Origin of the sequence: [Lactobacillus] rogosae (assembly GCA_900112995.1) — a bacterium.
GTDB lineage: Bacteria > Bacillota > Clostridia > Lachnospirales > Lachnospiraceae > Lachnospira > Lachnospira rogosae.
In genome coordinates, this window is record FONU01000008.1 from 1 (window position 1) to 24094 (window position 24094).

Annotated in this window: 21 protein-coding genes; all 21 read left to right on the forward strand. The window is 35.5% G+C overall.

Annotated features, from left to right (window positions below):
* Positions 1–439: 439 nt before the first annotated feature.
* The 21 genes from BM157_RS03655 to BM157_RS03755 all read left to right on the forward strand — a co-directional run bounded on the left by BM157_RS03655 (position 440) and on the right by BM157_RS03755 (position 24015).
* Positions 440–1798, forward strand: coding sequence for a tRNA(Met) cytidine acetate ligase (locus BM157_RS03655; protein ID WP_318255797.1), 1359 nt, complete (start codon positions 440–442; stop codon positions 1796–1798).
* A 97-nt stretch (positions 1799–1895) separates the two neighbouring features.
* Entirely contained in the window at positions 1896–2450 is a 555-nt protein-coding gene (locus tag BM157_RS03660; RefSeq protein ID WP_090139966.1) for a 2'-5' RNA ligase family protein, read from the forward strand.
* Between the two features lie 242 nt (positions 2451–2692).
* Positions 2693–3694 (forward strand): phosphate acetyltransferase, encoded by a 1002-nt coding sequence (pta, locus tag BM157_RS03665; protein WP_022206630.1) that lies wholly within the window; start codon positions 2693–2695, stop codon positions 3692–3694.
* Between the two features lie 249 nt (positions 3695–3943).
* The gene (locus tag BM157_RS03670) at positions 3944–5143 is read left to right on the forward strand and encodes an acetate/propionate family kinase (protein ID WP_022501710.1); all 1200 of its coding nucleotides are present in this window, start codon (positions 3944–3946) and stop codon (positions 5141–5143) included.
* A 131-nt stretch (positions 5144–5274) separates the two neighbouring features.
* Complete coding sequence (locus BM157_RS03675) at positions 5275–5799, forward strand: YceD family protein (RefSeq protein WP_022501711.1); 525 nt, start codon at positions 5275–5277, stop codon at positions 5797–5799.
* Positions 5800–5803: 4 nt separating this feature from the next.
* Positions 5804–5983, forward strand: coding sequence for a 50S ribosomal protein L32 (gene rpmF / locus BM157_RS03680; protein ID WP_022501712.1), 180 nt, complete (start codon positions 5804–5806; stop codon positions 5981–5983).
* Between the two features lie 292 nt (positions 5984–6275).
* Positions 6276–7292, forward strand: coding sequence for a phosphate acyltransferase PlsX (plsX, locus tag BM157_RS03685; RefSeq protein ID WP_055306619.1), 1017 nt, complete (start codon positions 6276–6278; stop codon positions 7290–7292).
* A gap of 165 nt (positions 7293–7457) precedes the next feature.
* Entirely contained in the window at positions 7458–7691 is a 234-nt protein-coding gene (gene acpP / locus BM157_RS03690; RefSeq protein ID WP_022501714.1) for an acyl carrier protein, read from the forward strand.
* Between the two features lie 235 nt (positions 7692–7926).
* Positions 7927–8637 (forward strand): ribonuclease III, encoded by a 711-nt coding sequence (gene rnc / locus BM157_RS03695; RefSeq protein WP_022501715.1) that lies wholly within the window; start codon positions 7927–7929, stop codon positions 8635–8637.
* Between the two features lie 16 nt (positions 8638–8653).
* Positions 8654–12232: a chromosome segregation protein SMC gene (gene smc, locus BM157_RS03700; protein ID WP_090139968.1), complete on the forward strand. Its 3579-nt coding sequence runs from the start codon at positions 8654–8656 to the stop codon at positions 12230–12232.
* A gap of 1 nt (position 12233) precedes the next feature.
* A complete protein-coding gene (gene ftsY / locus BM157_RS03705; RefSeq protein WP_022501717.1) occupies positions 12234–13169 on the forward strand; it encodes a signal recognition particle-docking protein FtsY in 936 nt (311 codons plus the stop codon).
* A gap of 116 nt (positions 13170–13285) precedes the next feature.
* Positions 13286–14503 (forward strand): threonine ammonia-lyase, encoded by a 1218-nt coding sequence (gene ilvA / locus BM157_RS03710; protein ID WP_055174806.1) that lies wholly within the window; start codon positions 13286–13288, stop codon positions 14501–14503.
* A 200-nt stretch (positions 14504–14703) separates the two neighbouring features.
* On the forward strand, positions 14704–16536 hold the full coding sequence (locus BM157_RS03715) for a carbohydrate-binding domain-containing protein (protein ID WP_318255798.1): 1833 nt from the start codon (positions 14704–14706) through the stop codon (positions 16534–16536).
* A gap of 194 nt (positions 16537–16730) precedes the next feature.
* Positions 16731–17075: a YlxM family DNA-binding protein gene (gene ylxM / locus BM157_RS03720; protein ID WP_022501720.1), complete on the forward strand. Its 345-nt coding sequence runs from the start codon at positions 16731–16733 to the stop codon at positions 17073–17075.
* 20 nt (positions 17076–17095) lie between these two features.
* The gene (gene ffh / locus BM157_RS03725) at positions 17096–18451 is read left to right on the forward strand and encodes a signal recognition particle protein (RefSeq protein WP_022501721.1); all 1356 of its coding nucleotides are present in this window, start codon (positions 17096–17098) and stop codon (positions 18449–18451) included.
* A gap of 35 nt (positions 18452–18486) precedes the next feature.
* Positions 18487–18732 carry a 30S ribosomal protein S16 gene (rpsP, locus tag BM157_RS03730; protein ID WP_022501722.1) on the forward strand — a complete coding sequence of 82 codons (246 nt, stop codon included), beginning with the start codon at positions 18487–18489 and terminating at the stop codon, positions 18730–18732.
* 21 nt (positions 18733–18753) lie between these two features.
* Positions 18754–18984 (forward strand): KH domain-containing protein, encoded by a 231-nt coding sequence (locus BM157_RS03735; protein ID WP_022501723.1) that lies wholly within the window; start codon positions 18754–18756, stop codon positions 18982–18984.
* Between the two features lie 217 nt (positions 18985–19201).
* Positions 19202–20311 (forward strand): metallophosphoesterase family protein, encoded by a 1110-nt coding sequence (locus BM157_RS03740; protein ID WP_055306616.1) that lies wholly within the window; start codon positions 19202–19204, stop codon positions 20309–20311.
* Entirely contained in the window at positions 20308–22686 is a 2379-nt protein-coding gene (locus BM157_RS03745) for an ATP-binding protein (protein WP_090139971.1), read from the forward strand. Before BM157_RS03740 ends, BM157_RS03745 begins: the two co-directional genes overlap by 4 nt.
* A 24-nt stretch (positions 22687–22710) precedes the next feature.
* Positions 22711–23226: a ribosome maturation factor RimM gene (gene rimM, locus BM157_RS03750; RefSeq protein WP_022501726.1), complete on the forward strand. Its 516-nt coding sequence runs from the start codon at positions 22711–22713 to the stop codon at positions 23224–23226.
* A 141-nt stretch (positions 23227–23367) separates the two neighbouring features.
* Positions 23368–24015 (forward strand): DUF4234 domain-containing protein, encoded by a 648-nt coding sequence (locus BM157_RS03755; RefSeq protein ID WP_022501727.1) that lies wholly within the window; start codon positions 23368–23370, stop codon positions 24013–24015.
* Positions 24016–24094 lie beyond the last annotated feature (79 nt).

Below are 24094 nucleotides of genomic sequence, written 5' to 3' on the forward strand. Positions count from 1 at the left end.
CATAAGTTATATGGTGGTTAATATATATAACGAAGTGACATATATATTGAAATAACTTACATAGTAAAAATCCCCCCGGAGCAAAAGCTTCAGGGGCATTTTTATGTGTTGGATATATTCGCTGTGTTTAATATTAATTATAATTTATGTTATGATATAATATGACTACTTCGTAGTCACTTAGAAGTTTCTTCGAAACTTCGGATGCGTTGAAGAACTGCGCAAAAACTATGATATAATATGACTACTTCGTAGTCACTTAGAAGTTTCTTCGAAACTTCGGATGTGTGGAAAAGCAACGCAGGGCATATGATATAATATGACTACTTCGTAGTCACTTGGAAGTTTCTTCGAAACTTCGGATGCGTGGAAAAGCAACGCAGAGCACATAATATTTATGGAATTTATTCATAGAATTAAAATACAAGGGGATTTATATATGAAAGCAGTAGGACTTGTAACAGAATACAACCCATTTCATAATGGACATTTATATCATCTTAATAAAGCAATGGAGCTTACAGGGGCGGATATAAGCGTTGCTGTTATGAGCGGGGATTTTGTACAGCGTGGAGAACCGGCTGTTCTTGATAAATATACGCGTGCTTCTATGGCACTTAACAGCGGAGTTAATCTTGTCGTTGAACTGCCTGTTAATTATGCTGTGTCTAGTGCTGAGAACTTTGCCGCTGGTGCTTTAAAGGTTCTTGATTATATAAAAGCTGACAGTATTGCTTTTGGGAGTGAGAGCGGGGATATAGAAAGGCTTTCTAAGCTTGCACACGTTTTGTGCGATAATGAAGATACGCTATATAAGGAAATATCTAAATACACTGCCAATGGAATATCCTACGCCGCTGCAAGACAGAAGGTTGTGGAGAAGCTGACGGATAAAGATACTGCGGCAATGCTTACAAGTTCTAATAATATACTTGCGGTTGAATATCTGAAAGCTGTTATAAAAAATAATTATGCTATTAAGCCTTATACCGTACAAAGACAGGGGGATAGTTATAATGATACAGATATAAGAAGTGAGTATGCAAGTGCGACGGCATTGAGAGAAAATCTTAAAAATGGAATGAAAAAATGTATAGATAGTGATTGCGTAGCTGGTGACACTATAGATACTATAATGAAAGATGATAATGATATAAATAATGAAAAAAATAATAATATTAATATTATTAATATATCGGAATATATACCTGTAAAAGCGGGGTTAATATTATCTTCAAATACGAATTATATATATCCTGATGACATAACGGAAGCGTTATTTACAAGACTTTTAGGTATACTTTTTGCGAGTAGTTATGATAAAAATGTATTTATAGAAAATGTTATGCGGTATCCAGATGTAAACAAGGAGATTGCTGGCAGATTATATAAGTCGGCTATGGATATGATAACAAGGACAGTACCACAGGGGGCAGAAAGTAAAGATAATGGGGCGTTTTCATTTGGAAGCCTGTGCGAACATATAAAGACGAAAGAAGTACCACTTTCCAGAATAAAAAGAGCACTTGTAAGGATAACATTGGGACTTGATAAAAAACATATGGAAAAATATGCGAATGAACCATATATAAGGGTGCTTGGCTTTGATAAAAAAGGGCAGGAGTATCTTTCATATATAAGAAAAACTGTGGAAGTCCCACTTATAACAAAGATCGCTGACTATAAGGAAATGCTGCTTGATGATATACATGCGGCTAATATTTATAATATGATTGTTGCTGGAAAGTATGGAGTTAAAGAATTTGGGGATTTTGTGAGGGGTCCTGTCAGGGTCTGATAAAAAGTGTGTGCTGAATAAGAGGAAACATATACAATTCAGCTGTTGGAAAATAGTATGCTGTTGGCATAGATTATATGTTCAGGGAGTATTAGGTATGTATTTAATATCAGCGTATTTTGATGAAAATACTAATAAAATATTGAAACATCTGCAACAAAGAATTGCCGATAAAACAGGCAATGATTTTATGATAAGGAATAATGTTATGCCTCATCTTACAATCAGTGCAATTGAGGCAAGGAATGTTGATGTGTTAATTCCAGCATTTGAAAAGGTATGCAGGGAAAAGTTACAGCCTTTAGATGAAAAAGGCGTTGTAAATATAAATAATACGATAAATATAGTATCGGTCGGACAGCTTTTTCCTCGCGTGATATATGCCGCACCTGTACTTAACGAGTATATGATGAATCTTTCAATATCAATATATAATGAATTTGCAACAATTCCAGAAACTAATATAAGCAAATTTTATCAGCCATATTCGTGGATGCCGCATATTACACTTGGCAAATGTCTTGATAAGGAGCAGATGAGACAGGCATTTGCTGTATTACAGGATTTATTTATGCCTATAGATGGTCAGATTGCTAAAATAGGATTGTCTACGGTCAATCCATATAGAGAAGTGATGAGTGTAGTGTTGTAGATATATTCACAGATTTAACTGTGTGGTTTGGAATTAAAAAGGTTATAGATACCATAAATGATAATGCAGCAGCTTAAATAACATTGGATTATAGACATAATTCAGTAAAATTGCTTAACATTTAGAACAATCCTCACCTTGTCTTACGCAAAAAAAAGGTATATAATGGGGGCAAAAGTAGCGGTAACATAATGGTAAACATAATGTGCCGAAATTCATATTTTAAGGAGGAGTCAGTAATCATGGCATTTATTGACACAATTTACGCTAGAGCAAAAGCAGATAAGAAGACTATCGTTTTACCAGAATCTATGGATAAGAGAACATTCGCAGCTGCTGAGAAGATTTTAAAGGAAGGTATCGCTAATCTTATAATCATCGGTACACCAGAAGAAATCGCTGAGAACAGCAAGGGATATGATATTACAGGTGCTACAATCGTAGATCCATTCAATGATCCTAATAAGCAGAAATATATCGACAAGTTCGTTGAATTAAGAGCTAAGAAGGGTGTTACACCTGAGATGGCTAAGGAACAGATGGAGAAGGATTATATGTACTATGCATGCCTTATGTGTAAGTGCGGTGATGCTGATGGTGCAGTTTCAGGTGCCTGCCATTCAACAGGTAACACAATCCGTCCAGCTCTTCAGTTATTAAAGACTAAGCCAGGTATCAGCAGTGTATCAGGTTTCTTCCTTATGGAGGTTCCTAACTGTGAATTAGGCGAGAATGGATTATTCGTATTCGCTGACTGTGCTGTTAACCCAGATCTTGATTCAGAGAAGCTTGCAGAAGTTGCAGCATTATCTGCAGATTCATTCAAGAGCTTTGTTGGTGCAGAACCTAAGGTTGCTATGCTTTCATTCTCTTCATACGGAAGTGCTAAGCACGAAAGAGTAACTATGGTAGCTGATGCAGTTAAGATTGCTAACGAAAAGTACCCAGACATTGCTGTTGATGGTGAACTTCAGTTAGATGCTGCTTTAGTTCCAGAAGTTGCAGCACTTAAGGCTCCTAACAGCAAGGTTGCTGGTAAGGCTAATACATTAGTATTCCCTTCACTTGAAGCTGGTAACATTGGTTACAAGTTAGTTCAGAGACTTGCTAAGGCTGGCGCTTATGGTCCAGTTCTTCAGGGTCTTTCAATGCCAGTTAACGATCTTTCAAGAGGATGCTTCGCAGAAGATATCGTTGGTGTTGTAGCTATGACAGCAGTTCAGGCTCAGGATGCTGCTAAATAATTGTGTACATACATTTTGATGATATGATTGCCACGCGGCAGTCAGGTACATCATTTATAATAATATGAGGGACGAATTATTTGCCCCTCATATTGTTTGTATAACTAACATAGACTGATTATTTAATATGATATTTTTATTTTGAATATAGTGCTATCGGTGAACCGATAAAGAAAGTATTGTTAAATGATTTATATTATATTAAATGATTATATAACTTATATTTAATTTTATAGGAGATTAATAAGAATGAATATTTTAGTATTAAACTGCGGAAGCTCATCACTTAAGTATCAGTTAATCAATATGGAAGATGAGAGCGTTATCGCAAAGGGTCTTGTAGAAAGAATCGGTATTGATGGTTCTATCCTTACACATAAGCCAACAGGAAAGGATAAGTATGTTGTTGAAACACCTATGAAGGATCACAACATTGCTGTTAAGCTTGTACTTGATGCTCTTATGGATGCAGAACACGGTGTGATCAAGTCTACAGACGAAATTGCTGCTGTAGGTCACAGAGTACTTCATGCAGGTGAGAAGTATATCGAGTCTTGTCTTGTAACAGAAGATGTTAAGAAGGTAGTAAGAGAGTGCTTCGATTTAGGACCTCTTCATAACCCAGCTAACCTTATAGGTATTGAAGCTGTTGAAGCTGCTATGCCTGGTAAGCCAAATGTAGCTGTATGGGATACAGCATTTGGCGGAACAATGGAGCCAAAGGCTTATCTTTACGCTATTCCTCGTGAATACTATGAAAAGTATGGCGTAAGAAGATACGGTTTCCACGGAACAAGCCACAGCTTTGTATCAAAGGAAACAATCAAGTTTGCTGACCTTGACCCTAAGACAGCTAAGGTTATCGTATGCCACCTTGGTAATGGTGCTTCAATCTCAGCTTCTATCGGTGGCAAGTGTGTAGATACATCTATGGGTCTTACTCCACTTGAAGGTCTTATTATGGGTACTCGTTCAGGTGATCTTGATCCAGCTATTATCGAATACCTTTGCAACCATGAGAATCTTACAGTAAGCGAAATGCTTAATATTCTTAACAAGAAGTCAGGTGTACTTGGTATGTCAGGTGGTATTTCTTCTGACTTCAGAGATCTTAACGCAGCAGCTAACGAAGGCAATGAAGTAGCTAAGGTTACACTTGAAGCTTATGCTTACAGAGTAGCTAAGTACATCGGTTCTTATACAGCAGCTATGAATGGTGTTGATGCTATCACATTTACAGCTGGTGTTGGTGAAAATGCAGCTTGGTTAAGACCAATGGTATGTAAATATCTTGGATTCCTCGGAGTTGAACTTGATGAAGCAGCTTCACAGAAGGCTTGCGGTGTTGAAGGCATCATCTCTACACCAGAATCAAAGGTTAAGCTTTGCGTAATTCCTACAAATGAAGAACTTGCTATTGCAAGAGAAACATTAGCACTTGTAAAGTAATTAACGACATATGTTAATTGATTAAATATATTAAATTAGTTATTGACAAACCAATATCAGGTGCGTATAATAGACCAAGTGTGGTAAGCGTTATGCTTATTTACTATATATAGTATGAATTGGAGACAATTATGCTAATTGATTTAAGAGAGCTTTTATCCGGTTCACAGGATGAGAAGAGTTATAAAGCAGATATTGAGATGAATACATTTAATACAGGTTCTTCTGATTATGATATAATTGATAAGCCTGCGGTTGATGTTATCATTAAGAAGCTAGGTAAGAATAAGCTTTCTATTAAGGCTGATTCTTATGTTACCCTTAGTATTCCTTGTGACAGATGCTTAGAGCCAGTTGATACACGCGTTGACTATACGGTTGATGAGATTGTTGACTTTAATGATAACGCATCCGAGGAAGAAGCAAAAGAAGAAAAAGACTATATTGATGGATACGACCTCGACGTGGACAAGTTAGTTTTCGGCGAAATACTGATATCCATGCCGGGAAAGACCTTATGTAAGGAGGACTGCAAAGGAATTTGTCTGATTTGCGGTGCGAATCTGAACAAAGGAGAGTGCGGTTGTGACAGGGATATCCTGGATCCAAGAATGTCTGTTTTCAAAGATATTTTAAAGAATTTTAAGGAGGTGTAACCGAATGTCAATTTGTCCTAAGAATAAATCTTCAAAGGCTAGAAGAGATAAGAGAAGAGCTAATTGGAAGATGAGCGCTCCTAATCTCGTAAAGTGCAGCAAGTGTGGTGCATTAATGATGCCTCATAGAGTATGTAAGTCTTGTGGCTCATACAACAAGAAAGAAATCGTTACTGTAGACTAATTTCTATAGAGTAACTTATTTAATGAGTCTGTCCTTTAGAGGGCAGGCTCATTTTTTATGCCTTTCGGTGTACGTTTCTAATAAATGAAAGTTTCTAATCTGCCTGGATGGTGGGACGGATACAGCTAAGACCAAAGGTGTTCCTGTTCATAGATATATTCTTTTTGGCTCCTTATTAAGAATATAGGTGAAATACATTCTTAGCATATGCTTTCTTTTAAGCTTTGCTTGCATAAATAGCATTTTAGTAGTATATTTAAAAGGCATAATTTATATAAGGAATGGTATATTTATGATAAAAGTTGCACTTGATGCTATGGGTGGAGATAATGCCCCTGGCGAGATTGTTAAAGGTGCGGTAGATGCCGTAAATACAAGCAAAGAATGTTTTGTATATCTTGTTGGAAAAGAAGATGTTGTTAATAATGAACTTTCCAAATATACTTATAGCAAAGAGCAGATAGAAGTTGTTAATGCTACAGAGGTTATAGAAACAGGTGAGCCACCTGTTATGGCTATAAGACATAAGAAAGATTCATCTTTGGTTAAGGCTCTTAATATGGTTAAGAATAAAGAAGCTGATGCTTTCGTATCAGCAGGAAGTTCTGGTGCTATATTAGTTGGTGGACAGGTTATTGTTGGACGTCTTCCAGGCGTTGAAAGACCACCAATAGGTGCGATTGTTCCTACTGATAAAGGCTGTGTGCTGATAGTTGACAGTGGGGCTAATGTTGATGCCAGACCAGCTTTTCTTGTGCAGTGGGCTAAGATGGGTTCTATATATATGGAGAACTGTCTTGGGATTAAGAAGCCAAGAGTAGCGATAGTTAATGTTGGCCTTGAAGAGGAGAAAGGCAACCAGCTTGTTAAGGAGACATTTCCACTTCTTAAAGCGTGTGATGATATTAACTTTATAGGAAGCATTGAAGCAAGAGAGATACCAAGAAGCGGTGCAGATGTTATCGTGTGTGATGCATTTGTTGGTAATGTTATATTAAAGCTTTACGAGGGTCTTGCTGGTACAATTATATCTAAGATTAAGGGTGCATTTTATTCTAATCTTAAGTCAAAGATTGGAGCAATGCTTGTTAAGGACTCAATTAAGAGTACACTTAAGACTATGGATGCATCAGAGTATGGTGGAGCACCACTTATAGGTCTTAATGGTCTTGTTGTTAAGACACACGGAAGTGCCAAAGCTAAAGAGGTAAAGAATTCAATTCTTCAATGCGTGACATTTTCAAAAAGCAATATTAATGAGCAGATTGTTGAGTCACTTTCGCATATGCCGGAATTAACAGAAGAATAGATATAATATTTATGGTAGTACAAGAACGGATGTTATATTTATAATAGTAATACAAGAATAGATATTATATTTATAATAAGAATATCAGATTTAGAATTGTGTATAACGCCTGATATATATTGATATTCATATAATTAAGATATCAGGTCAGAATGGAGGATTTATATGGAATTTCAGAAGTTACAGAGAATTATTGCAGATGTACTTAATATAAGCGAGGATAAGATTACTAAAGAATCAGCATTTGTTGATGACCTTAAGGCAGATTCTTTAGATGTATTCCAGATTATAACAGAGATTGAAGACCAGTTCGGTATTCAGATTCCAGACGATGCAATTGAGAATATTGTTACTGTAGGAGATGCAGCAACTCAGATTCAGAATGCACTTGCTAAATAATTAATATAAAGAATATTGGTGTTGATATAGCAGGGGTCTATAATATGTGTCAATAGAGCATTAATTTATAAGTGTGCATATTACACGGATAAATTAATGCTTTTTTATGTAACAGGAAATTTTGATAGAATTCCCTGTTACATATAAAGTAATCTGGCAGGATTTTATCTGACTGTATTTTCTTTTTTGAATAAATTGGACATAATTATAAGATTGACACCAGATTGGAGATTGAATGTATAATAAGAATTTATCTGAGTTAATGGATAAAATTAATTATCAGTTTAAAGATATTAATCTTTTAAAAAATGCACTTACTCACAGCTCTTATGCTAATGAGAAGACGATTAAGAAGTATAAGGATAATGAAAGACTTGAGTTCCTTGGTGATGCAGTTCTGGAACTTACATCAAGCGATTACATTTATAAGAATTACAGCAATATGAATGAGGGCCAGATGACAAGACTTCGTGCAAGTATTGTATGTGAACCTACACTTGCTATATGTGCAAGAGCTATTGGAATTGATAATTTCATAATGTTAGGTAAAGGTGAGGAATTAACAGGCGGAAGAAAGAGAGATTCTATAGTATCAGATGCCTGTGAAGCGGTAATAGGAGCAATATATCTGGATGGTGGTTTTGCTAATGCAAAAGAATTCGTTAAATCATTTATTCTTAATGATTTGGAAAGCAAGCAACTCTTTTATGATAGCAAAACTATTTTACAGGAAGTCGTACAGGCGGCACATAAGGAAGTTGTATACGAGATTATAGGAGAATCAGGACCAGAGCACGATAAAGACTTTATTGCAAGTGCGAAGGTCGATGGAATGTTCCACGTTACAGCCAAGGGTCATACCAAGAAGCACGCTGAACAGCACGCGGCATATGAGGCACTTGTGGAATTAAAGAAGCAGGGATATGAATTTCCTATAAGAAAATAGCAAAGGAATTGTATATATGTATTTAAAGAGTATAGAGGTTCAGGGTTTTAAGTCATTTGCCAATAAGATAGTATTTGACTTTCATAACGGAATTACAGGCATTGTAGGTCCTAATGGCTCTGGGAAAAGTAATGTTGCCGATGCTGTAAGATGGGTTCTTGGTGAACAAAGTGCGAAGCAGCTTCGTGGGGCGAAAATGGAAGATGTCATATTTGCAGGAACACAGAACCGTAAACCTGTTGGTTTTGCGTATGTTGCAATAACACTTGATAATAGTGACCATGCGCTTCCTGTTGAATATGATGAAGTTACGGTATCAAGAAGAGTGTACCGTTCAGGGGAAAGTGAATACAAGATTAACGGACATACCTGTCGATTAAAAGATGTAACAGAGATGTTCTATGATACGGGTATCGGTAAAGAAGGTTATTCAATTATCGGACAGGGACAGATTGATAAAATTCTTAGTGGTAAACCTGAGGAGCGCAGGGAGCTTTTTGACGAGGCGGCAGGTATTGTTAAATTTAAACGCCGTAAAGCTGCGGCTATTAAGAAGCTTGACAATGAAAGAAATAATCTTGTCCGTGTTAATGATATTTTATCAGAGCTTGAAAAGCAGGTTGGACCATTACAGGTACAGTCTGAGAAAGCCAAGGAATATCTTAATTTAAAGTCAGATTTGAAAAAATATGATGTCAATGCATTTTTATTAGAAACTGACCGTATAAGAAAAGAAATTGCTGAGCTTGATAATAAAATAGAGATTGCTGATAATGATCTGGCTGGCTCAAGAAATGAATATGATGCTACTAAGGCAGAATATGAAGCGGCTGAGAACCAGCTTAATGGGCTTAATCTTACAATTGAGCAGACTAATCAGGTATCTTCTGCATTAGAGCTTGATAACCAGAAGTTCAAGGGTGAGATTAATCTGTTTGAGGAACAGGTTAAGACATTTAACGCTAACAAGCAGCTTCATTCTGAGAGAATTAATGACATTGAGAAGGATAAGACTGCCAAGACAGCTTCGATTAATGAATTAAAGAAGCAGGCAGAGGTGATTAATACAGAGATTAATGAATATAACACAAAGCTTAATGCCATTAATGAGGAAGCTGAGGCTGTAAAGGCTGAGATAGACGGAATATCAGGACAGATAGAGAACCGTCAGACACTTATATATGATAATCTGACAGAACAGTCATCTATCAAAGCAGAGAACCAGAAGTTCATTACAATGCTTGAACAGCTTGAAATCCGTAAATCGCAGTTAAACAGCAGGATAATAACTGGAAAAAGTGATGAAACAGCACAAAGACAGGTAATAGCTTCTATTACTTCACAGTCAAAAGAATGTGATGTTAATATAAGCAGTATTAATGCTTCAATTGCACAAGCCAATGCCAATGTAACATCTATTAAGGGGGTAATAACGGAGAAGACACAGGAACTTGATAAACTTACCCAGAATTATCATAGAAGCAAGTCAAGACTTGAATCTTTAGTTAATATAACTGAACGATATGACGGATATGGCAACAGTATCCGTAAGATAATGGAATTAAAGGACAGTAACCCTGGTATTCTTGGTGTTATCGCAGATATTATTAAAGTAGAGAAGCAGTATGAAACTGCTATTGAAACTGCACTTGGTGGAACAATCCAGAACATAGTTACTGATAAAGAGAATACTGCTAAGGAGCTTATTAATTACCTTAAAGTAAATAAGCTTGGCCGTGCAACATTTTTACCACTCAATGCTATTCATTCAAGAAATACATTAGAGAATGATAATTGTATTAATGAAAAGGGTGTTGTAGGAGTTGCGAGCAATCTTGTAAGAGTGTCTTTTGAATATGAAGGACTTGCCAAGTATCTGCTTGGCCGTATTCTTGTAGTTGATAATATAGAAAATGCTCTGGTAATTGCAAGAAAGTATAAATATTCATTAAGAATTGTAACACTTGAAGGTGAGCAGCTTAATCCAGGCGGTTCAATGACTGGTGGTGCTTTTAAGAATTCAAGCAACCTTCTTGGACGAAGAAGAGAGATTGAAGAGCTTAAGACAGAGGTTTCAAGCATAAGCAAGACAATAACAGAAACCAAAGCTTCTATATCGGAGCTTAGAAGTGAAGTCGGTAAGAACAGGGATAATCTTGACCAGTTAAATAAACAGCAAAGAGAGATACATATTAAGAAGAATACTTTAGATGTAACTCTTAAGCAGGCTGATAACAAGTTAAAAGAGATAATTGATGGATATTCAAATGCAGTAAATGAACAGGCAGGCATAGATGCTGAAATATCAAAAGTCAACAGCAATAAACAGCAGGTAAGCGGAAGTCTTAATGTGCTTGACAGCGAGAATGAGGCTTCAAGAAAAGAGATTGAGAACCTTAATAAGCTGCTTGAAGAAAAGAAAGCGAATGAGGCGGCAGTATCACTTAAGCTTGAGAATTTAAAGATATCACATTCATCAGTTGAACAGAAAGCTGCATTTATTAATGAAAATATTCAAAGACTTTCTGATGAGATTAATAGTCTTGATAATGAAAAAGAGAGTATTAACGATAAGATAAATCAGACAGCAGAATTAATAAAGACTAAACAGCAGGAAATAACTGATGTTATGGATAGCATTGAAAAGACAGTTAAAGAGCTTGAAGCTAATAACGAGAAGCTGGCTAAGCTTAAAGCTGACAAAGAAAAGGTTACTGCAAGCCATAAGGAGTTCTTTAAGAAAAGAGAAACCCTTAATGAGCAGATTATCCTTCTTGAAAAAGAAAGTATGCGTCTTCATAACCAGCACGATAAGCTTGATGAATCTAATGATTCGCTTGTTGATTATATGTGGAATGAGTATGAGCTTACATACAGCTATGCATTGGAATTAAAGAGTGATGAATTAACTAATCTTAATGACTTAAGAAAGCAGATTAATATACTTAAAGCTTCTATTAAGAAGCTTGGTGATGTAAATGTTAATGCTATTGAAGAATATAAAGAAGTCAGTGGGCGTTATACTTTCTTAAAGACACAGCACGATGATATGATTGAGGCTGAACAGTCACTTATGAAGGTTATAACTGAACTTGATAATGGAATGAGAACACAGTTTACTGCCAAATTTGAAGAGATAAAAGTAGAATTTGATAAGGTATTCAAGGAATTATTCGGCGGCGGACGTGGTACAATTGAACTTGTGGAAGATGAAGATATACTTGAAGCAGGAATTATAATTGTATCCCAGCCACCAGGAAAGAAGCTTCAGAATATGATGCAGTTATCAGGTGGAGAAAAGGCTCTCACAGCAATAGCGTTATTATTTGCCATACAGAACTTAAAGCCATCACCATTCTGTCTTCTTGATGAAATTGAAGCTGCACTTGATGATTCTAATGTTGGAAGATATGCTAATTATCTTCATAAGCTTACAAAGCATACACAGTTTATTGTAATTACCCACAGACGTGGAACTATGGCTGCGGCAGACAGATTATATGGTATTACTATGCAGGAGAAGGGTGTATCAACTCTTGTTTCTGTAGACCTTATTGCCAATGATCTGAATGAGCCTAAAGAAAGGAAGAGTTAATATGGGACTTTTTAGTAAACTTAAAGAAGGTCTTACAAAGACCAGAGATAATATCGTATCGGGCATTGATAATATATTTAATGGCTTTTCTTCAATTGATGATGATTTCTACGAAGAACTTGAAGAGACTCTTATTATGGGAGATATTGGTGTCAGGGCAACTGATGAGATTATTGAAGACCTTAAGGCTAAGGTTAAAGAGAATAAAATAAAAGACCCTAAAGATTGCAAGCAGTTATTGATTGATACAATCAAAGAGAAGATGAACCTTGGGCCCAATGCATATGAATTTGAGAATACTAAGTCAATTGTTATGCTTATTGGTGTTAATGGTGTTGGAAAGACTACCTCTGTAGGAAAGCTTGCAGGCCATTTAAAAGAGCAGAACAAAAAGGTTGTCCTTGCTGCGGCTGATACATTCAGGGCTGCTGCCATTGAACAGCTTACAGAATGGGCTAACAGGGTAGGTGCAGATATAATTGCACAGAATGAGGGCTCTGACCCAGCGGCTGTAATATATGATTCTATAGCAGCGGCAAAAGCAAGGCACGCAGATGTTCTTTTATGTGATACAGCCGGAAGGCTTCAGAATAAGAAAAATCTTATGGAAGAATTACGCAAGATTGACAGAGTTATTGAAAGAGAGTATGCTGATGCGTATAGGGAAAATCTTATAGTCCTTGATGCGACAACTGGTCAGAACGCACTTTCACAGCTACGCGAATTCAATGATGTAACTAATATAACAGGAATTATTCTTACTAAGATGGACGGAACAGCTAAGGGTGGTATCGCCGTTGCTATTCAGGCAGAATTTGGAATACCTGTTAAGTACATTGGTGTAGGTGAGCAGGTTAAGGATTTACAAAAATTTGACTCAGATACATTTGTCAACGCATTATTTGATACATCAGATAATGAAGAAGATGATGATTAATGTAATATTTTAATTCAATTAATGATATTTTATATTGATAATTAGATTAATGGTGTATATTATTGTTAATAATTGATTTAATAATATAAAGTAACCTAAAGGAGAGTAGATTTACAATGGAAGAATTAACTTTAAAGAAATTTGAAGAAGCTGCTGAGAAAGTAAAGGAAGCTACATTACCAACTAACCTTATATTCAGCGAATATTTCAGCAACCAGACAGGCAATAAAGTATATCTTAAGCCTGAGAATATGCAGTATACAGGTGCTTACAAGGTAAGAGGTGCATATTACAAGATAAGCACAATGTCAGAAGAGGCAAGAAAGAAAGGTCTTATAACAGCATCTGCTGGTAACCACGCACAGGGTGTTGCATTTGCGGCAAAGAAGTATGGCGTAAAGGCTACTGTTGTTATGCCAACAACAACACCACTTATAAAGGTTAACAGAACTAAGGGTTATGGTGCTGAAGTTGTACTTTACGGAGATGTATATGATGAAGCCTGTGAATATGCTCTTAAGTTAGCAGAAGAAAAGGGACTTACATTTGTTCATCCATTTGATGACCTTGATGTTGCTACAGGACAGGGCTCAATTGCTATGGAGATTATTAAAGAACTCCCAACAGTTGATTATATCCTCGTTCCAGTTGGCGGCGGCGGACTTGCAACAGGTGTATCTACACTTGCCAAGCTTCTTAATCCTAATATTAAAGTAATCGGTGTTGAACCAGCCGGTGCTAATTGTCTGCAGGCTTCTTTAAAGAATGGAAAGGTTACAACACTTCCAACTGTCAGCACAATAGCTGATGGTACAGCAGTTAAGACCCCGGGTACAAAGGTATTCCCATATCTTCAGAAGAATCTTGATGATATAATAACAGTTCCTGATGAAGACTTAATTGTATCTTTCCTTGATATGGTTGAAAATCATAAAATGATAGTAGAGAACTCAGGTCTTCTTACAGTTGCAGCACTTAAACAGCTTAAGGTTAAAGATAAGAAGGTTGTTTCAATTCTTTCAGGTGGTAATATGGACGTAATAACAATGTCATCTGTTGTTCAGCAGGGTCTTGTTCAGAGAAGCAGAATATTTACTGTATCTGTACTTCTTCCAGATAAGCCGGGTGAACTTGTAAGAGTTGCACAGATAATTGCCAACGCTAATGGTAATGTAATCAAGCTTGATCATAACCAGTTTGTAAGCATTAACAGAAAGGCTACAGTTGAATTGAGAATAACTATTGAAGCTTTCGGACATGAACACAAAGACCAGATTGTATCTGAGCTTGAAAAGAACGGTTTAAGACCACGTCTTGTTAAGGTTAATATCTAATTTATCAAAGTGACACTGATATGTTACGCTGATACATAAAAGTTTTATTTTAACAGGCTTACATAAAATGTATATAATATACAAGTATAGATGTGAAATCAGTTTTGTGGCTGGTTTCACATTTTTTACACACAATTTACATATTTAAACCACTATTTGCCATTATGATAATCGCATAAACAACAAAGGAGATGACTCATATGGTAAAGAATAAATTATTATATGCAACAATAGCAGCTATGTTAATGGGGGCTGTATTTACAGGCTGTTCTAATACTCATAATAACAATACAACAACAGAGAGCCAGAGCATTGTATCACTCGAGGAACTTGCCTCAAGTGCGGATTCAGATTTATCAATCGAATTAGATGATGAAGATAAGGTATCATCATGGGATGATTCAACAGCTTCACATATTACACTTGGAAGCCAGATTAGTTCTGATAGTTCATCGGTTGAAATATCAGGTTCAACAGTTACAATCACTAAAGCAGGAACATATGTTATATCAGGAAATGTAACAGAAGGAAATATAATCGTTAATACGACAGATAAGGGAACTGTAAGATTAATTCTTAATAATGCTTCTATAAGCAATACAACAACAGCACCAATTAAGGTGTTAGATGCCAAGAAAGTTATACTTACACTTGCCGATAACACAACTAATACAATTACAGACAGCAGTCGTTTATCTACAGAAGAAGATTATTCAGCCGCTATATATTCTAAAGAGGATTTAATAATCAATGGAAATGGTACATTAAATGTCAATGCTGGATACCGCAATGGTATTAAGAGTACAGATGACTGCATTATCGTATCTGGTACATTAAACATAACAAGTACTGAGGATGGTATAATTGGTAAAGACCTATGCGGAATTGTAGCGGGTGATATTAATATTAATGCAGGTTCAGACGGTATTAAGTCAACTTATGATACAGACACTACTAAAGGAAATGTTATCATTGAAGGCGGTAATATAACTATTAAGGCTTCTAATGATGGCATACAGGCTGAAAATATACTTGTTATTAATGATGGTACTATTAATATAAAGACTAATAATGGTGCGGCTGATACAACACAGACGCATACAGATAATATGTATATGGGCCGTGGTGGTTTTGGTTTTAATAACAATAAGACAACAACTACCACAGATGATACAGCTGAGAGCAGAAAAGGTATTAAAGCTGGCAATATGCTTATAATCAATGACGGAGACATAACAATAGACTCTGATGATGACTCTGTACATTGCAATTCAGTAATATATATATATGGTGGTACTATAAATGCAGCTACAGGTGATGACGGAGTACATGCAGATGACTTGCTTACTGTCAATGGTGGAACAATAAATATAACACAGTGCTATGAAGGTCTTGAAGCTGATGACATAGTTATTAATGATGGAGATATAAGCGTTGTTTCAAGTGATGATGGCATTAATTCATCTGACGGAAGTATAACAATTAATGGCGGTAATCTTTTGATAAATGCAAGTGGTGACGGACTTGATGCCAATGGTTCCATTATAATAAATGGTGGATATATCGTTGTACTTGGTCCAACCTCGGACGGCGATACAGCGATTGACTATGATGACAGTTGTACAATTAATGGTGGAACAGTTATGGCATTTGGCTCAAGCGGAATGCTTGAAATTCCAAAAGGTGCAAGTAATGGAGCCTGTATAGTTACTGCATTTACATCTGTAAGTGGAGGCAGCAAGTATACATTAAGCGACTCGAATGGCAATGAAATATTATCATATACACCATCAAAGGCTTATGCCGCAGCAATTGTATATTCAGATAAGATAACAACAGGTAATACTTATAACATTACAGCAGGAAGCACTACATTATCAATTGAAGTTACATCTGATGTCACAAGTAATGTTTCAAGCGGATTTGGCGGAGCTGGTGGAATGAATAAGCCTGGTAATGGCGGCTCAGGTATGCCTAATATGAATAACGGCAGCTCTAATGGAAATGCACCACAGATGAATAACAGAATGTAATATCCGGATAAATAGTAAATAACCAGATAAATAGTAAATATGTTTTAACATGAATAACCAAGGTGTTTTGTGGTTTAAAAATTAAATCAAAAAATATTAAAAAGTGTCAAGTAAAAAAGCTTGACACTTTTTATTTGCTATGATATTATACTCAAGGCTTATAAATCATTTGAACCAGAAAGTTAAGGTGTGTTGTGGAACGTATTGTAGAACAGACATTATTATATGATTTTTATGGCGAACTGCTTAATGAACATCAGCGCAATGTATATGAAGATGCCGTATTTAACGATTTATCTTTAAGTGAGATTGCTGATGAATATAATATATCAAGACAGGGTGTTCACGACCTTATCAAGAGGGTATCCAATACATTAGAAGGATATGAGTCTAAGCTTCATCTTATTGAGAAATTTATGGATACTAAAGCCAAAGTAACCAAGATAGACGAGCTTGTTGATTCTTATATTGCTTCACCAGATATGAAGCTGATATTAGAGATCAAAGACCTGTCTAACGAAATTATCGAAGATTATTAAACATTTTAGGAGGATACATAATGGCATTTGACAGTCTTTCAGATAAACTTCAAAACATATTTAAGAATCTTCGCGGCAAAGGACGCCTTTCTGAAGCTGACGTAAAGGCAGCACTTAAAGAGGTTAAGATGGCACTGTTAGAAGCTGATGTTAATTTTAAGGTTGTTAAGAACTTTATTAAGTCAGTAGAAGAACGTGCGATTGGTCAGGATGTTATGTCAAGTCTTACACCGGGACAGATGGTTATTAAGATAGTTAATGAAGAGATGATTTCCCTTATGGGTTCTGAGACAACAGAGATTGCTATTAAGCCGGGGAATGAAATTACTGTCATTATGATGGCGGGTCTTCAGGGTGCTGGTAAGACAACTACTACAGCCAAGCTTGCAGGAAAGTTCAAAGCCAAGGGCAAGAAGCCTTTGCTCGTAGCTTGTGATGTATACAGACCAGCAGCTATAGAACAGCTTACTATCAATGGTAATAAGCAGGGCGTTGAAGTATTTTCTATGGGAACAGGACATAACCCTGTAGATATTGCTAAGGCTTCGATAGCACACGCCAAGGAGAATAATTACAACATAGTAATTCTTGATACAGCCGGACGACTTCATATTGATGAGAATATGATGGATGAGCTTATTAATATAAAGAGTGAGGTTAATGTTGACCAGACTATTCTTGTTGTTGATTCTATGACTGGACAGGATGCGGTAAATGTAGCATCTTCATTTAATGAAAAGGTTGGAATTGACGGAGTTATCCTTACTAAGTTAGATGGTGATACAAGAGGTGGTGCAGCACTTTCAATTAAGGCTGTCACAGGTAAGCCTATTCTTTATGTTGGTATGGGAGAGAAACTGTCAGACCTTGAACAGTTCTATCCTGATCGTATGGCATCAAGAATTCTTGGAATGGGTGATGTTCTTACACTCATTGAGAAGGCTGAGGCACAGATTGATGCAGATAAAGCCAAAGAGATGGAAGCTAAGATTAAAAAAGCTGAATTTGATTTTGACGATTTCCTTGAATATATGGGACAGATTCGTAATATGGGTGGTATAGGTTCTATTATGAGTATGCTTCCAGGTATGGGACTTGGCGGTAATATGAAGAATATCCAGATGCCAGATGAAGATGAGGCAGAAGCTAATCTTAAGCGTACAGAAGCAATCATACATTCTATGACTGCTAAAGAACGTAAGAATCCAGATATTCTTAATCCATCAAGAAAGAACAGAATAGCACGAGGAGCTGGTGTTAATATCAGTGAAGTAAACAGGCTTGTTAAACAATTTGAGCAGATGAAGAAGATGATGAAACAGATGCCTGGTATGATGAAAGGTGCTAAAAAGGGACGTTTTAAGTTGCCTTTTTAACATAGATATAATTAATTACAGGAGGTGAAACAATAATGGCAGTAAAGATCAGATTAAAGAGATTAGGTGAGAAGAAGTCTCCTTTCTATAGAATTATCGTAGCAGATTCAAGATCTCCAAGAAATGGTAGATTTATTGAAGAAATCGGTACTTATGATCCTAATTACGATCCATGCAAGCTTAACATTGATGCTGAACTTGCTAAGAAGTGGTTATCAAACGGAGCTCAGCCTACAGAAGTAGTTGGAAAGCTTTTCAAGATGGCAGGTATCGAAAAATAAGACTAGTGGAGGTATTTAGCTATGAAACAGTTAGTGGAAGTTATCGCTAAAGCACTAGTTGATAATCCGGATGAGGTTGTAGTGACAGAAACACAGAAAGATAAAGCAATTATCGTAAATTTAAAGGTTGCTTCCTCAGATATTGGTAAGGTAATCGGTAAATCCGGAAGAATTGCAAAGTCTATTAGAGCTGTTGTATCTGCAGCCGCATCGAATACCGACAAAAAGGTTATTGTAGAGATAGACAATTAATGCACTGTTAATGAGCCATTATGCTTAATGTATAAGCATAATGGCTTATTTTGTATATATTTACCAATAGAAAATATGTTCGACATAGTGTATTATATATGTAATTGATGATTATATAATGCCAATAATTATAAAATAATTAATCGCAGGATAATAAGATTATTGCTGCAGCATTATTATATAGATTAATTAAGTAAGATAAAAGTGGGGAAGCATTATGAAGATAATACATTGTGCAGACTTGCACCTTGATTCTAATATGACAAGCAATCTAAGCAGGGAACAGGCTAAGCAGAGAAAAGCTGAGCTTCTTGCTACATTTGAGAGAATGATTGCTTATGCTAAAGATAACTCTGTGAAGGCTGTTATTATTGCAGGGGATTTGTATGACAAGAAGAATATATCAGCTAATGCAAGAAATGTTTTTCTGTCTGCAATTAATAACAATCCAGATATAACATTTTATTATCTAAGAGGTAATCACGATGCAGAAAGTCTTTTTATAGATTGTGATACAATACCGGATAATATTAAGATGTTTAATGACAGCTGGACTTCATATAAGATTGAAGCACCAGAGGATAATTCAGTAATTACTATTAATGGTGTGGAATTAACAGCAGATAATTCCAATGTTATATATAACTCACTTGTACTTGACAGTAATAATTATAATATTGTTACTTTGCACGGACAGGAAGCTATGTCATCGTCAAAGGATAAGACTGAGGTAATTTCATTAAAGGAACTTAAGAATAAGGCAATTGATTATCTCGCACTGGGACATATCCATTCATACAAGATGGAACAGCTTGATTCAAGGGGAGTATATTGTTATCCAGGATGCCTTGAAGGACGAGGCTTTGATGAATGTGGTGAACACGGTTTTGTACTTCTTGATATTAAGGATAACAAGCTTGTAGGTAATGAATTTATCAGTGTTTCCTACAGGAATTTGTATGAAGAAGATGTTGATATATCTGAATGTATGAATTCAGTAGAGATGGCAGAAAAAGTAAGAGAGGTTCTTTATAAGAAAGATTATGCGTCTGCAAGCCTTATCAAAGTTGTGCTTACAGGACAGATTGATATTAACGCAGAGAAGAACCTTACATATATTACTGAGAATTTTAAGAATGACTATTATTATTTTAAATTATATGACCATACTTCAATAAAAGTAGATTACAGCTCATACCAGTATGACAAGTCATTAAAAGGGGAGTTTGTAAGACTGGTAGAAAGTGACGATACACTTGATGATATTACGAAAGCTTCAATAATAAAGATAGGCATTGATGCGTTATCAGGAGAGGAATTTATATGAAATTAATCAGTTTACATATTGATAATTTTGGACAATTTAATAATTTTGACTATGTATTTGAAGATGGCATTAATCAGATTGTAGAAGAAAATGGCTGGGGTAAAAGTACGCTTGCAGCATTTATCAAGGTTATGTTTTTTGGTTTTGATAACACCAGTAAAAGAGATGATTATGTTAATGAAAAAAGGCGGTTTAAGCCTTGGCAGGGCGGCTTATATGGTGGAAGTCTTGCATTTGAGATTGATAATAAGCAGTATACAATATACCGTACCTTTGAAGCTAAAGATAAGGACGATACCTTTAAGCTTGTAGATACTATAACGAAATTAGATTCATTTGATTATACTTCTGATATTGGTAAAGAGATATTTGAAATTGACAGTGATTCTTTTGAAAAAACAGCTTACATTTTTCAGAATAATTGTGAAAGCGGCAGTACAGGCGATATAGCGGCACTTCTTGGCTGTGACGCCGTAGATGATGTAGATGTTAATAATTATGATGAAGTAATCGGACATATGAATGATAAGATTAATTCGCTTAGTCCCAAAAGAAAGACCGGGCAGCTTTACAAGATGAAAGAGGATATTGAACGGCTTAAGGCAAAGCTTATGGGAAAGAATGAGCTTGAACAGGCACTACAACAGACAATTTCATTAATCACTGAACAGAAGAAGGAATATAACAGGCTTGATAAAGAGCAGACGTCTGTTTCAGATATTCTTGATAAAGCTTCCAGACGGAAAGATCTTTTAGCCTTTAAAGAACAATATGATATATATAATTCGCAGCTTGCAGAACGCTATACAGCTTATAAGCAGTATGAGGAAGAATATAGCAAACTTCCGTCTGTTGAAAAGTTAAGTATACAGTTCAGCAACTTAGATGAGCTTAATAAAATATCCATCCAGTTAAAGCACATTGAGTTGAGTTCGTCAGAAAAAGAACGTCTTGACAGCCTTGAAGAGAAACTTTCTAATGTTACAGACAAAGAGATTGATTATTATATGAAAGCATATAATAAAATGTCTTCACTATATCAGGATATTAAAGATACAAGAGCACACCTTACTGCTAATTATGAAGCTGTATATGATAAGCCGAAGAAATCTTCGCCTGCTATTACTATTGCGGCAGCTATTATTGGAATTATATTAATTGCTGCAGGTATTATAATTCCTTCGCTGGCAGTTATTACTTTTTTACTTGGTATTGTATGTATAATGGGAGGTATTGCTTATGGTCTTGTTAACAAAGACCGATACAAGAATAATATGCGTACCTATAATATCCGTAATGAACAATATGATATTATAAAAGAAAAGCTGGATACTCTTACTAAACAGTATAACAAGCTTCAGCACGATATTGATGAATGGATATCAGCGATAGTGCCAGAACATAATATTGATGATACATATTATGAACTTATGCAGTTAAGCCAGCAGAAGAAAGAACTTTCAATGCTTAGGGACAGAGAACTTAAATATAATAAAAGGTTGAAAGAGTATAATGTAACAGCTATAATTGGAAGTATTAATACATTTATGTCTGATTATATGGAACATACCGCAATACCTGATATTCAGGGCTTTGATAATGCTATTAATGAATGTATATCAAAGCTTAACAGTATAAGACAACGGATTAATTATATTGAACAGTACAGAAAGTCTTATATGGATGCTGACAATGCATTTAAGCGTTTCAGGCAGAATAATGTTAATTATGAACAGCAGTTAAGTATGCTTCGTGAACTAGATGATATGCCTGATTATGATATTACTGAACTTAATGCACAGCTTAATAATATAAGGTCTGGTATGGAATTGTGCAGTAATACTATTAACGAATATAACAGCAGGCTTAATTCCAAGGAAAATGAGCTTGATGAGCTGAGTTCGTATGAGAGTCAGTTAAATGGACTTGAAGCAGACTATGAAACACTCCTTGCCAACTATAATAATCTGTTAAAAGCTAAAGATTATCTTGAAAAAGCAAGGATTTCATATGCAAAGAAGTATCAGGCACCTGTAAATGCTAAGTTTAAAGAGTATTTTGATATTGTGTCTGATAATACAGACAGCAATATGTATAGTTTTGATATACATAATAATCTTTTAAAGAATGAAGCTGGGCAGTACAGGGAGATTAGGTTCTTAAGTTCAGGCTGTAAGGATTTGGCTGGAATATGTATGCGTTTTGCATTTATTGATTCAATGTATAAAGATAAAAAACCGTTTATAATATTGGACGATCCATTTGTAAATATGGATACATTTTCTATTAATAATGCACACAGGCTGATTGAAAAGCTTGCGAAGAAGTATCAGATATTATATTTTACCTGTCATAACAGCAGAACTATGAAATGAATAATTACGATTTAAGAGGTGTATATGCAAGATTTATTAAGAGTTGGTGTTATAACATCGACACACGGAATAAGAGGGGAAGTTAAGGTATTCCCTACAACAGATGACCCTGACAGATTTAAGAAATTAAAGGAATGTATAATAGCGGGCAAGCGTGGCAATGTCAATGTTACAGTGCAGTCAGTAAAGTTCTTTAAACAGTATGTAATTGTGAAATTTAAAGAATTTGACAACATTAATGATATTGAAATCTATACAAAATGTGATCTGCTCGTAACACGTGATAATGCTGTAAAATGTGAACCAGGCGAATATTTTATATGTGATTTAATAGGACTTCGTGTAATTACAGATGAGGGTGAAGAATTAGGCAATCTGACAGACGTAATTGAAACAGGAGCTAACAACGTATACGAGGTTACTTCTGATACAGGCAAAATATATTATCTGCCAGTAATAGACCAGTGTATATTAAGCCATGATATGACTAACAGGACAGTTACAGTTCATATATTAAAAGGACTGCTTGATATTAATTAACAGTATATTGATTAATAATATAATACATATTTTACTTTTGAGATATATATGCTACAATAAGCACAAGTGGGTTAATATGAATTGACATAATATATACATATAGTAACCCACAATAATTTATATATGAGGAGGAATCACTATATGATTCAGAAACGAAACATTGCAATGTACATCATTCTCTCGATTGTTACTTGTGGAATTTTTGGCATTTACTGGTTTATATGTCTTACTGACGACTCTAAGCTGGCAGCCAATGATAATGAGAGTGCTTCTGGTCCGGTAGCGTTCTTGTTAACAATTGTAACCTGTGGAATATACAGCTGGTACTGGGCTTACAAGCTTGGTGACAGAGTTGACTACGCTGCTAATTCAAGAGGAATAGGAGATGGCTCAAGCAATTCCAAAATTCTTTTTATTGTATTACAGCTTTTGGGACTGGGAATAGTTAACTACCTTATTGCACAGGATAAGCTCAATAAAATCTCAGATTATGATTCATTCAACGGCAATGGTTATAATGGATTTAATGGCGGTTACAGCAATAACAACTATAATTCTGATAATAATTCATTCAACAATTACAATGCAGCTTCTGATAGCTCATACAGCGGTAATACAGATAATTACTCATCAGATAGCAGTTATGCTGATAATGTATTTAACAATGCCAATAATGACAGTTCATCATATGGAAGCTCTGCCAGTGAAGAACCAGGTAACAGTTATACAGGTTCAGTGAATAACGCACCTTATGGTAGTCCGTTTGATAATGACAAGTCAGATAACTAAAATTTTATAAATTAATTAAATTTTGGTCTTGCATATTATTAGTATATATGTTATCCTTATCAAGTTGTGAAAAGAGAGA